General features: G+C 47.0%; 10 protein-coding genes. All 10 read left to right on the forward strand.

From position 1 onward, the window contains the following. Nucleotides 1-547 precede the first annotated feature (547 nt). On the forward strand, nucleotides 548-2,356 hold the full coding sequence (locus tag DC345_RS16155; protein WP_113053943.1) for a DAK2 domain-containing protein: 1,809 nt from the start codon (nucleotides 548-550) through the stop codon (nucleotides 2,354-2,356). A 77-nt stretch (nucleotides 2,357-2,433) separates the two neighbouring features. Next, complete coding sequence (locus DC345_RS16160) at nucleotides 2,434-3,297, forward strand: DegV family protein (RefSeq protein WP_113053944.1); 864 nt, start codon at nucleotides 2,434-2,436, stop codon at nucleotides 3,295-3,297. Between the two features lie 10 nt (nucleotides 3,298-3,307). After that, complete coding sequence (recG, locus tag DC345_RS16165; protein ID WP_113053945.1) at nucleotides 3,308-5,353, forward strand: ATP-dependent DNA helicase RecG; 2,046 nt, start codon at nucleotides 3,308-3,310, stop codon at nucleotides 5,351-5,353. A 114-nt stretch (nucleotides 5,354-5,467) separates the two neighbouring features. After that, nucleotides 5,468-5,755 (forward strand): stage VI sporulation protein F, encoded by a 288-nt coding sequence (locus DC345_RS16170; RefSeq protein ID WP_113053946.1) that lies wholly within the window; start codon nucleotides 5,468-5,470, stop codon nucleotides 5,753-5,755. Nucleotides 5,756-6,344: 589 nt separating this feature from the next. Further along, nucleotides 6,345-6,881, forward strand: coding sequence for a nucleotidyltransferase domain-containing protein (locus DC345_RS16175; protein WP_113053947.1), 537 nt, complete (start codon nucleotides 6,345-6,347; stop codon nucleotides 6,879-6,881). A gap of 665 nt (nucleotides 6,882-7,546) precedes the next feature. After that, the gene (locus tag DC345_RS16180) at nucleotides 7,547-9,199 is read left to right on the forward strand and encodes a sensor histidine kinase (protein WP_113054056.1); all 1,653 of its coding nucleotides are present in this window, start codon (nucleotides 7,547-7,549) and stop codon (nucleotides 9,197-9,199) included. 10 nt (nucleotides 9,200-9,209) lie between these two features. Further along, nucleotides 9,210-10,022 carry a LytR/AlgR family response regulator transcription factor gene (locus tag DC345_RS16185; protein ID WP_113053948.1) on the forward strand — a complete coding sequence of 271 codons (813 nt, stop codon included), beginning with the start codon at nucleotides 9,210-9,212 and terminating at the stop codon, nucleotides 10,020-10,022. Between the two features lie 120 nt (nucleotides 10,023-10,142). Further along, nucleotides 10,143-11,435: an L-lactate MFS transporter gene (locus DC345_RS16190; protein WP_181586609.1), complete on the forward strand. Its 1,293-nt coding sequence runs from the start codon at nucleotides 10,143-10,145 to the stop codon at nucleotides 11,433-11,435. Between the two features lie 207 nt (nucleotides 11,436-11,642). Continuing rightward, on the forward strand, nucleotides 11,643-12,125 hold the full coding sequence (locus DC345_RS16195) for a GNAT family N-acetyltransferase (RefSeq protein WP_175383105.1): 483 nt from the start codon (nucleotides 11,643-11,645) through the stop codon (nucleotides 12,123-12,125). 114 nt (nucleotides 12,126-12,239) lie between these two features. Continuing rightward, the gene (glsA, locus tag DC345_RS16200; RefSeq protein WP_113053950.1) at nucleotides 12,240-13,181 is read left to right on the forward strand and encodes a glutaminase A; all 942 of its coding nucleotides are present in this window, start codon (nucleotides 12,240-12,242) and stop codon (nucleotides 13,179-13,181) included. Nucleotides 13,182-13,231 lie beyond the last annotated feature (50 nt).

Genomic DNA, 13,231 nt, shown 5'->3' on the forward strand with positions numbered 1-13,231 from the left:
GGTTCCAGTAGCTAATGGCGTTGTTCAAGCCGGCATAGCCGGATCATTTCCATTACTAAACCTGCATAAAACAATACTTGAATATAATATCATATTGAAAAAAGCTTCGTCAACTGATCCAAAAACTTTATTTATTTCTCCTGTCTAATATAGTACAATGTTGAATAGTCCATAATACAGCGGTGAACAGGCTGTTGCCGCGGGGAAGCCGGAGAAAAAACCGGCCTTAAAGGGTCGGTGGTCTGCTTTTTTGGCAACGCTGTGAGCTGCGGCATTCCATCATTGGCACCAGTCTCCATGCGGCATTCATGCCGGCTCTTGATACCGGTGCATATCCGTATGCCCCGAATTAGGGGTTACAGAGCAATTGCAGGATATCGGTTGCCCGGCCGCCCAGACCGTTAATCCGGCTGACATGTTGTATTATATGCCTGGGCCGGACAAGGTATGGACGAAGAATAACGCGATTAGCGTTTGCGCATGAACAGACCAGATAACATCTTGGTGCAAGATGTTCGTGTATCAAGCTAGGAAGGGGAATTCTCACTTGAGTATACGTTCTTTAAATGGAACAGATTTCACCGCAATGGTACTTGCCGGAGCGGAACAACTTGGACAGCATGCAGAGCACGTCAATTCCCTGAATGTTTTCCCTGTGCCGGATGGCGACACGGGAACGAACATGAATTTGACAATGAGTGCAGGAGTCGCAGAGATTAAACGCAAGAGTTCTGCCTCCATCGGAGAAGCTGCCGGTATTTTATCAAAAGGCCTGCTTATGGGCGCACGGGGGAATTCCGGAGTAATATTATCACAATTGTTCCGCGGATTCAGTCGTTCAGCTGCTCCTTACGAGGAACTGAATACACTCCAGTTCGCCGCAGCCCTGCAGAACGGTGTGGATGCAGCTTATAAAGCTGTAGTGAAACCCGTTGAAGGGACCATTCTTACCGTAGCCAAGGAAGCGGCGAAACATGCCAGCTACTACGCAAGACGGACGAATGATATAACTGAATTAATGAATGAAGTATTGTTAAAAGCAAAAGAAGCACTGGCAATGACTCCGGAATTGCTGCCTGTATTGAAACAGGTCGGTGTTGTGGATTCGGGCGGTCAGGGGCTTGTATATATTTACGAAGGCTTTATGGACGTTCTGTTGCAAACGGATGGTGCAAGTCGTACATCCTTCCAGAGAGACGTACAACCAACCGTAGCCGCATCTGCATTGAAACCGGCTGCACCGTCAGAAGTGGTTTCTGCGAAGTCTGAACAGCAGGTAATCGTGCCGGAGATGCCAATGTCTGCCCAAGCGCGATTGGAAACGGAAGATATTGAGTTCCTGTATGACATGGAGTTCTTTATTAACCGCGAGCTTGGAGAGAATGCAGGTGTTGTATTTGACGACGAAGCATTCCGGAAAGCGTTGTCAGTTAACGGGGATTCCATCATTATAATCGCTGACGATGAAGTGATTAAGGTTCACGTGCATTCCAAGACACCTGGGGATGTATTAAACCTGGCTCTCCGTTATGGAGAAATCACACAAATTCACATCCTCAATATGCGTGAGCAGCATCGTGATCTTCTGACTGCAGGCATGGACATTGCGCCTTCGCCTGAGCTGTTCGCAGAGATTCCACCTGAAGCGACGCGTAGCATGGAAAAAGCTGTGCTCCCAGCAGACGAGATGGCACCGTATGGATTCATCGCGGTATCTTCTGGTGAAGGGATTGCGGAGATTTTCCAGAGTCTTGGCGTGGATGTAGTTCTGTCTGGTGGACAGACGATGAATCCGAGCACTGAAGATTTTGTGAAAGCGGTGCGTTCGATCGCGGCAGAACAGGTATTTATTTTGCCGAACAACTCCAATATTGTACTTGCTGCGGAGCAGGCTAGGGAGCTGCTTGAAGATGAACGTCGAATTATTGTGATTCCGAGCAAGACGATCCCTCAGGGTATGGCAGCGGCTTTTGCTTTCCAGGAGGATGAGTCTGCGGAAACCAATCGTGACCATATGCTTGAGGCGATTAGCCGGGTACAGTCCGGTCAAGTAACTCATGCAGTCAGAGATACACAATATGACGAGCTTGATATCAAAGCTGGACACTATATCGGTATCCATAATTCCAAGATCGTGGCAACGGACGAGAGCATGCTGCACGCATGTGAAGGCCTTCTGCAACAGATGATGGAGAGCGGAGATGAAGTAGTGACCATACTTGAAGGGGACGAGGCTACCCCAGAGATTACCTCTGCACTTGTCGCATGGCTTGAAGAACAATATCCTGATGCTGAGGTAGAGGTGCATCTTGGAGGACAGCCGGTTTATTATTATTTGTTCTCTGTAGAGTCCTAATAGAGGTTGTTCAAAAAGTTCCCAGTTAACTTTTTGAACATGCACTAATAGCACTTAAGCAAAGAGGAGGGGATCTGATGAGCCACAAGGTTGCGATCGTAACCGATAGCACGGCAGATATACCGGAAGAACTGATCCGTAAATATGGAATTCATGTTGTTCCGCTGCGCGTTTTGTTCGGGGAAGAAGCTTATGCAGATGGCGTTGATCTGACTTCGGAACAGTTCTATGCAAAATTGGAGAAGGTATCAATGCTGCCTACAACCTCACAGCCTTCTCCCACCGATTTTATGAATATCTACAACACATTGTTGGATGAGGACCCAGAGCGGCCCATTGTATCGATTCATTTGTCTTCCGGCATGAGTGGTACCTATCAATCGGCACTGCTTGGCAAATCGTTGCTGGAACGTGAGGGAGACATAACGGTACTGGATTCGAAGTCTGCATCCTATGGATATGGTTTATTGGTCGTACAGGCTGCCGAGCTTGCTGAACAAGGCAAGTCCGCTGCGGAGATCGCTGCGGCTGTAGCAGCCATGCAGCAGAGCCGCAAGCTGTTCTTTCTCGTAGATACATTAGAGTATTTGCAGAAAGGCGGTCGGATAGGCAAAGCTGCGGCCATCTTGGGAACACTGCTGAATATTAAACCGATCTTGTCCATTGATGAGGAAGGCGTTATTTACGCAGTGGAGAAAGTCAGAGGTCACAAAAAAGCCATGGCACGCATTATTGAGCTGTTTCAGCAGGATCTGGCGGGTCAACGTGTTAATCTGGCGGTAGGTTATACCGCAGACCCCGGATCAGCGATCGCTTGTGCAGAGCAATTACGCGGGCATTTTACACTGAATGAAGTGGTATATACCAATATTGGGGCCGTCATTGGCAGCCATGTTGGGCCTGGCGTAATTGCCATCTTTATGTGGCCTGTTCCGGAATGAGGGATTAGACATGAAATGGGAAGAAATATCGGTAAAACAAATTAACGGCGTGAGTGCTCTCAAAGAGGGAGAGCTTCACGCCTTTGGCATCTCTACTGTAAAAGACTTGCTTGAATATTATCCGTTCCGTTATGAGGATTATCGACTGCGTTCGCTCAGTGAAGTGAAGGACGGGGATAAAATCACGGTACAGGGTAAAGTGATGGGTATCCCGGTGTTGCAGCGTTATGGCAAAAAATCACGCCTTACCTGTAAGGTGATGACGGAAGAATGGATGATTTCAGCCACCTGGTTCAATCGGCATTTTCTGAAGGAACAGCTTACGCCCAATCGGGAGATTGTTATTACGGGGAAATGGGAACAGAAACGTATGCAGATGACCGTAACGGATTCGGAATTCCCGGATAAAGGGGAAGGGCGATCAGGCACGCTGCAGCCTGTGTATTCCGTAACCGGCAAGCTTACGCAGTCTTGGATGCGCAAAACGATTAATCAGGGGTTAGTCCAATTCGGGGAAATGATCCCCGAAATTCTGCCTCAATCACTCATGAAGAAATATGGATTCATGGCTCGCAAACAGGCGATTGCCGGGATTCACCGTCCGCAGGATAACCGGGAAGGCCAGCAGGCCAGACAACGGATGGTGTATGAGGAGCTATTTTTGTTTCAACTCAAGATGCAGGCCTATCGTGCATTGAACCGGGATCGTATGGATGGTGTAGTGCACACAACGGATAATACGACGATTCGGGAGTTTGTCCGTAGTCTGCCATTTGAACTGACGGACGCGCAGAAGAAGGTAGAGCTTGAAATTCTGCATGATATGCGTTCACCGTATTCGATGAATCGACTGCTGCAGGGAGATGTAGGCTCGGGTAAAACGGTTATTGCGGCGATTGCGCTGTATACGACCGTGCGTTCCGGTTTTCAGGGGGCTCTGATGGTCCCTACGGAGATTCTGGCAGAACAGCATATGCGCTCACTGCAAAAGCTGTTTGAACCCTTTGGCGTAACTGTGGGGCTGTTAACGGGCAGTGTGAATGGACGGAAGCGCAAAGATCTGATTGCATCCTTGCAAATGGGCATGATCGATATCGTTGTGGGTACACACGCTTTGATACAGGAGGATGTATTTTTCCGCGATCTGGGTCTTGTCGTTACGGATGAACAGCATCGCTTCGGTGTGAACCAGCGCAGCATTTTGCGGCGTAAAGGCTATAACCCGGATGTGTTAACGATGACGGCGACGCCGATTCCGCGAACACTAGCGATTACCGCTTTTGGTGATATTGAGGTATCGACCATCTCGGAACGTCCAAAGGGACGGATTCCAATCTCAACGTACTGGGTCAAGCATGTCATGATGGACAGGGTTCTTGGTTTTATATCGCGCGAAGTGGACCAAGGACGTCAGGCCTATCTGATCTGCCCGCTCATTGAAGAGTCGGAGAAGCTGGATGTACAGAATGCCATTGACCTGCACATCCAGATGCAGCAGAACTTTCCGAAGTACCGTGTAGGTCTGCTGCATGGACGGATGACGGCTGGTGAGAAGGAAGAGATGATGCGGGACTTCTACAGCAACGAAATTCAGCTTCTGGTCTCCACAACGGTTGTGGAGGTTGGTGTCGATGTACCTAACGCTACGCTTATGGTCATTATGGATGCGGACCGCTTCGGTCTGTCGCAGCTGCATCAGCTTCGTGGTCGGGTCGGTCGGGGCGCTCATGCCTCTTATTGTGTGCTGATTGCTGATCCCAAGACAGAGGTTGGGCAGGAGCGCATGAAGGTCATGACGGAAACCGAAGATGGGTTCGAAGTATCCCGTCGGGATCTGGATCTGCGGGGACCGGGGGATTTCTTTGGCACCAAGCAAAGTGGACTACCCGAGTTCCGGCTTGCCGACATGGTTGCGGATTTTGCCGTATTGGAGCAGGCGCGAGATGATGTGTCCAGCCTGATTGGGGATGCGAACTTCTGGACGTCTGTTGACTACGCTCCTTTACGTGACTTTTTACAGCAGCAGCAAGTATTCCAGGGTGATCTGATCGATTAATCGGAGCTGTGGATGTGTGGTTTTCCACATTTTCCGTGGGAAAATGTCAAGTGTACAGGCCCTCCTGTCATATGAATAAGAAGTGAGTTCATTATTCAGGAGGTGCTGTACGTTTTGGGTTACCAACAATATGGAATCAGTCCGCAGCTGGTGGAGCGGATCAAAACAAAGATGAAAAATCCCGCTGTCAAAGAGCGTATCAAAAAGTTGATAGATGGGGTCACCAAGTCCGATTTGCAGGATAAGGCGAAGGTGAGAAGGCTGGTCAAGTCGTCAGCGGTCATTATGAACGAGAATTTTTCTACGACTCAGGAGGAACAATTCGTTGCTTTTGTTCTTGCACAGAAGATCGATCCGAACAATACGTTTCATTTGATTAAGCTGTGGGGCATGTTTAGGTAGGGATTCGATGGAATGTTGGGTGGTATAAAATGAAACAGTTTCATTTACACGGGGCACTACGATGACAGAACAACCTTCCGAGCGCTGTTATCCCCGGATTTTTTGAATTACCTTTTTCAAAGGGGAAAATCCGGGGATAAAGGCGCACGCTTCGCTTCTTCAGGTTTTTTCTGTCCTCTCCGTTATTGTGTAAATCTTGGGTTTCACTTTATAAAAACCAAATTACATCGAATGTGTATGAAGTAATTTTAGTGGATGGGCGGTTCAAAAGTCAGCAAGATGACTTATGAACCGCTCTTTTGATTTTTTAAGCCAGGGACAGTTCTATGAATAAAGAAGAATATATATGTAAATGAATCAAATAGGAATTTATAGATTTATGCAGAAATGGAGTGCTGGAGCTCGTCTGTCTGTCAATGATATATGAATATTGAGTACTGAGGCCTGTCGAAGTACTTAGAGGATAATTTACGATATAGAAATATATTCCAACATATGGTACCATGAGCATTGCTTCTTTTTAAGAATGGAATGTATTAAACAGGTGGTTATATAGAGAAGCGATGAATTGTTCTACAGGAGGTTTAATATGATAGATCCGCTTTTCCAAACTCAAACGGAGTCACAGTTAAATTTATTAAGTGAGATCAGTACAATATCTGCAGCAATGGAAATTGATTTTTGGTTACGTGGCGGATGGGCGATTGATTTTATACTTGACAAGGTTACTCGTCTACATGACGATATAGACTTGATAACTTGGATACAATACCGAGATCAGTTAGAGTCTGCTCTTGTCGAAGCTGGATATGAACAGGTTCCAGTCAAAGAAGAATTTCGAGGTAGGCAATCCGATTTTCAGAAGGATGGCGTAGACATCACTTTTTGCTATTTAACCAGAGCGGAGGATAGAAGCATTATTATGAACGGCTTACCCGAGTGGGTCTGGCGATTTGATTCCTTGTTACCACAACGTTTTATGTTAAACGGAATATCAGCTTATGTCTTAAATCCTAGACAGCTCTTGGAAGAAAAAGAGGTTTACGAACAGATTGGCAGGATACCACGGCCAAAAGACGTAGAAAGCAAAAAGGTTTTACATCGTATAATAGCAGAGTTAAATTGAATGTTCGAACCAAAAATTTAGTTCTATCAATTAGAAAACGAAAACCACTCCATTTTACTGTTTACTTAGGAGTGGTTTCTTCTTTGTATTTGTTGGGGGAAAAATTATTAAGTACCTAAATGCAGATCTTAACGGATTTTATTTAATTATCATCTAAATTGTTTGTTCTATGAGCTGTCGATAGGAGCTGCTTGATAAATAGTTCTCCATGAATTGTAGATCCAGATTTTTCAACTTTATGACCTCGCTGATTGCTTTAACGCGATCCGGATTCTTTTGTTCATAACTGGAATGCAGCTGCAATCCTAAGGGGACACGGGAATCAGCATTCCAGAAAACTCCTCATATCTTTTCAATTCCCAAACTACAGGGCTTAATTCAAGGCATTCGTCCGACACGGTGTTGGCAATTTCAATAATGACTCCCTTATAACACATTGGATTTCTGGAAGTGGGGTTTTATGTAGATCAATCGTGTACATAGCTATCGGCTGAGTCCTTTTGCATTTCTTTTTCACAGGATTGACTTTGCTTTCCTCCTATTGGAGCGGTAAACTGTTGCATACGAGCGTGCATGGAGTTCAAAGCGAGTAAAAACGATGCTGCGATGAGGGGCGTTTATTTTTGACGGATTTGGAGGAAGTCAGATTGATGGAAATGTTTACGATGCTGCTGGGGCTGTTTGAACGGGCGGCACTGCTGATTATATTTTTATTCTTTCTATCGAGGATACCGCGGTTTAGACAGATTTTGCAAAAGGGAAAATTGAGATGGCAGGAGTACATTGCGGTTACGTTGTTATTCTGTGCATTTGCCATCTTTGGTACGTATACCGGTATTAATGTGGAAGGCTCGCTGGTGAATGTGCGCATTATTGCGATCATGTCTGGCGGCATTCTGTTTGGAGCGCCTGTGGGCATCATTACAGGGATTGTGTCCGGGGTGCATCGGTATTTAATCGATATGGATGGGGTCACGGCGATCCCGTGCCTGATCACAAGTATCCTTGCAGGTCTGGTCTCCGGGTATATACACAAGTATACACCTAAGTCGAAGCGTTGGATGATCGGTATTGCGGCCGGAATGATCTGTGAGGCGCTTACGATGCTGCTTATCCTACTGTATTCCTATCCCGATCCTCTGGGTGCTGATATTGTCTCGAAGATTGCGCTGCCGATGATATTGGGTGAGGTGAACATTGGACTAATCGTGCTGCTGGTACAGAGTGTGGAAGGGGAAAAGGAAATGATTGCAGCTCGTCAGGCCAAGCTGGCGCTGGAGATTGCGAACAAAACCTTGCCATACTTCCGCTCCATTGATGAAGACTCTCTGCGTACGATCTGCCGGATTATTCAGGAGGATATTCAGGCGGATGCGGTTGCGATTACGGATACCCGAAATGTACTGGCTTATGTGGGATTTGGTGAAGAACGATATCACATCGGTAATGAAATTATTAGTGAGATGACGAAGAAGACGATCTCCAGTGGAGAGATTACAATCAGCAATGATGTAATTGACGAAAAAACGCCGGATATCCACTCCCTGCTCATTATTCCGCTCAAAGAGCGGGGGGAAGTGACGGGTGCGCTGAAAATCTATTACTGTAAAGCATACAAGATTACGTATCCGTTGCAAACGATGGCTGTGGGTTTGTCCCAGATTATTTCCACTCAGATGGAAGTATCACGTGTGGAGGAGATCAAGGCTGCCGCCAATAAAGCGGAGCTGCGTGCATTGCAGACCACGATCCATCCTCATTTTCTATTTAATGCGCTGAACGCGATTGCCTCATCGATTCGCACCAAGCCGGATCGGGCGCGCGAGCTTATTGTGAATTTGTCGGGATATATGCGCTATAACCTGGAGCTGTCGGATGAGCTTATTGATATTCACAAAGAGCTGGAGCAGGTCCGCAATTATGTGGAAATCGAGAAGGCACGCTTCGGGAGCAGGCTTAACGTCATCTATGATATTGATGAGGTGGCTGTGCATATTCCAAGCCTGGTCATTCAGCCGCTTGTGGAAAACGCCATTATTCACGGTATTCTCAAGGTAAAAGGACCCGGGACCGTACGGATTCGTGTACAGGATTATCCTAACTTTGTGCGAATTGGGGTCAGTGACACAGGAGCAGGCATTGGAGCCGACATTATTGAGCGTGTCTATCATGACCGGATGCCTGCCAACCAGATCGGGTTGTATAACGTGCATCGACGGGTGAAACTCATCTATGGACAGGGGGTGACGATTACCCGGATGGAGCAAGGAACCGATATTTTATTTGATGTACCCAAAGGAGATGTAGTAACAAGGTGATGAACGGTCGATGAGAGCTCTTATTGTTGAAGATGAAATTCCGGCAAGTGAGGAACTGAATTACTTGATACAGGAACATAGCCAAATTGAAGTGGTAGATTGTCTGGAAGATGGACTGGATGTGCTGAAGTTTTTGCAGGAGCAGGAAGTCGACGTTATTTTTCTGGATATAAATATCCCTTCGCTGGATGGCATGATGCTGGCACATCATATAGGGAAGTTTGCGAGCAAGCCATATATCGTATTCACAACGGCGTACAAGGAACATGCGGCTGAAGCGTTTGAGCTGGAGGCGTTTGACTATATTCTGAAGCCCTATGATGAGAAACGAATTGCCGCGATGCTTCATAAACTCGAAACGGCGTTCAAACGGGATCATGAGCAGGACGAACGTGAACGTGGCAGCGACGATGGACAGGCTCACAATACGGCTCAAACAAACGATGAATGGTCTGCATCATATATGCAGGCGCGTGAATCCAATGCCCAGACTGGAAGACGCATCAATCTGCTGCGCAATGACAATATTATTGTGACAGACACCGCCGATATTTATTATGCGGAAGCACAAGAGAAAGTAACGAAGGTGTATACCAAAAATGGTGAGTTTACGATGCCAGTCAGCATTTCGGATTTTCACGGCAGATTACCGCAGGAAACCTTTTTTCGCTGCCATCGATCTTACGTGGTAAATTTGTCTCAAATTCGTGAAATAGTGCCCTGGTTTAACAATACGTACCTGCTTCGTTTACGTGATCTGGAGGCTGAAGTGCCTGTTAGTCGGGGCAAGGTCAAAGAATTCAGGCAGCTCATGCGCATCTAGAGGCATTTCATTCCGCATCTGATGCAACTCATGCCTAAATCGGTGTAATGAATCCCCTTTCATGTATGATTAGCTTGTGAACGCATTCATATATATGACATCGGCAAAGGGGAGATCACGATGAAAGCAACTATTTCATCCACACCTAATTCAGCATCTACAACTATAAAAATGAACCGCTGGCTTATTGTACTGGGAACGATTATTGTACAAATGGGTCTCGGAACCATCTACACCTGGAGTTTATTTAATCAACCGTTGTCTGATCGTTTCGGATGGGACGTCAGCTCGGTCGCGATAACTTTTTCGATTACCAGCTTTGCTTTGGCATTTGCCACACTATTTGCAGGCCGACTGCAAGAACGATGGGGACTTCGTCGCCTGATTCGGGTAGCGGGTATAGTGCTTGGTCTGGGACTCGTGCTCAGTTCTCAAGTGAGTTCGTTGACACTACTCTACATTCTGGCCGGATTTGTGGTTGGATTCGCGGATGGTACGGCGTATATTACTTCCCTCTCCAACCTGATCAAGTGGTTCCCTGAGCGAAAAGGTCTGATCTCAGGTATTTCGGTCGGGGCCTTTGGCACAGGCAGTCTGTTGTTCAAATACGTGAACTCTGCATTAATCGGTGCCGTTGGTCCTGCTCAAGCTTTTATGTACTGGGGCATTATTGTATTGGTATTGATTGTAGGTGGCTCGTTCCTGATCCGTGAAGCGGTTGTTCGGGAACAAGCTCCGGCAGCAAGCAGCACGGACGGTGGGAAGCAACAAGTAACACGTCATGATTATACGGTCAAAGAAATGCTGCGTACGAAAGAAGCTTATATGCTGTTCGTTATTTTCTTCACGGCATGTATGAGCGGACTGTATCTGATCGGTATTGTGAAAGACATCGGTGTACAGTTGGCAGGTCTTAATGTGGCTACAGCCGCGAATGCGGTGGCGATGGTTGCCATCTTTAACACCGCTGGACGTATCATTCTGGGTGCGCTGTCGGATAAAGTAGGACGGATGAAAGTTATTGCCGGAGCACTGCTGGTCACGGCTGTTGCCGTAATGACGCTGAGTTTGGTACCGCTGAGCTTTGGCATTTTCTTCGCCTGTGTAGCCGCTATCGCGTTCTGCTTTGGTGGGAATATCACGGTCTTCCCGGCGATTGTAGCAGATTACTTCGGACTGAAAAATCAGAGCAAAAACTATGGCGTTATCTATCAGGGATTTGGATTTGGTGCCTTGGCTGGATCGTTTATCAGCGCCCTGCTGGGCGGATTCCATCTTACCTTTATAGTGATCGCTGTACTGTGTGCCATCTCGCTCTTGCTGACGTTGATTATTACACCTCCGGGTCAAGGACGTCGTACACGTCAACGTGAACAGCAGATGAATCTTAAGCCTTCATCCCGGGCAAGCTGAGTGTAGCGAGGGACGAAGTTCTATTTTATAAAATGCAAGCTGGGCGGTCTCTGTGGAGGCCGCTTTTTTGGTACCTGCTCGACTGGGGAGGAATGAGATTTTTGTACATGATGCGGTTGTGTGCAATGCATACTTTGCTTCTGGTATACTCTAGGTGAAATAAAAAGAGCAAGTCCTTGTTAGCCATTTGGAGGAGGTATGTTCGTCATGAATTTCTTGAAATATGCACCATCTGATTTTGCTGATTATTATGCTCTTGTGTCCAATATTGAAGTCATGCAGCAGATTACCGAACGTGCTTTGCCTGAGCATGAAGCTACGGCGGAATTTGAATCCATGCTGAATTATAATCTCGGAAACAATTGTGGCTATTATCGGATATCTGGTGAAGATGGGGTAGGCATGGCCTATGCGAAACTGATCCCGGATGAATCCGATCCGTCCCGGGCGGAAATGGGTTATATGATTCTGCCGGAGCATTGGGGGAAAGGACACGGGACTTCCATCGCAGCTCGGCTGATTATTCAGGCACAGGCGGCGGGAATTGGTGTACTCTATGCGGTTATCGATCCGTCCAATGCGGCATCACGTCGAATATTGCTCAGACAGAACTTTGTATCCACATGGGTTGGGGATTATCATGGGTTACCCGGCGAGATTCTGGAGCTGAATCTTCAGGTGAAGCGGTAAGGGATCAGACTCGCGGGTAATACATACTATACCGAGCATTTTGCATCACTTTGATGGGAACTTGTCATTCGGATGCTTGTGAAATGCTTATACAGAGATTTGGAGGAGATGGATATGAGCAATGCTGCAATGGAACGTCTGAACCAGTTGCTGCCAGAATGGCTGGAGACCAGCCGTCTGCACACTGGACAGGGGAAAGTCGCTTCTTATATTCCCGAGTTGTTCAAGGCCTCACAAGACGAACTGGGTATACATATCATGAACGCCGAAGGCAATCATGTATCAGCCGGAGATTGTGGTGTCCCGTTTACGATGCAAAGTATCTCCAAGGTATTTACACTCATTCTGGCCCTGATGGATCATGGGGAGGAAGCGGTCTTCTTTAATGTAGGAAAAGAACCTACCGGGGATGATTATGATTCCATGATCAAGCTCGAACTGGTCGAACCGGGCATTCCGTTTAATCCATTGATCAATGCGGGTGCGATCACGGTATCGTCCCTGATTGCCGGGGATTGCAAAGAGGAGAAGTCACGGCGCATTTTGGAATTTTTCCGCAAGCTGGCGAATAATGATCGGCTGGGCTATAACGAAGCGGTATATCGGTCCGAATCGGAGACAGGCCATCTGAACCGCTCGCTTGGTTATTTTCTGAAGCACAATGGTGTGCTCAAGGATGACGTGGAAGATGTGCTTGCCGTCTATTTCCGCCATTGCTCCATCGAGGTGACTTGTGCGGACCTGGCCCGTATGGCACTGGTGCTTGCTTATGACGGGACAGATCCCATCACCGGGATTGAGCTTATTCCTCGTCGTTATGTACAGATCGCCAAAACGTTCATGACCACCTGCGGTATGTATAATGCATCAGGCGAATTCGCGATTCAGGTCGGGTTGCCTGCCAAGAGCGGAGTGTCGGGAGGAATTCTGACTCTGGTTCCAGGCCAGTTTGGCATCGGTCTTGTAGGTCCGGCTCTGAATCGGAAAGGAAACAGCATTGCAGGCGTGCATTTGCTTGAGCGTCTTTCCAAAGAATTTGACTGGAGTTTGTTCTAAAACTTTGTTCTAAAACTTTGTTCTAAAACTTTGTTCTAAAACTAAGAAAT

This window comes from Paenibacillus taichungensis (genome assembly GCF_003287275.1).
GTDB classification, from domain to species: Bacteria; Bacillota; Bacilli; order Paenibacillales; family Paenibacillaceae; genus Paenibacillus; species Paenibacillus taichungensis_A.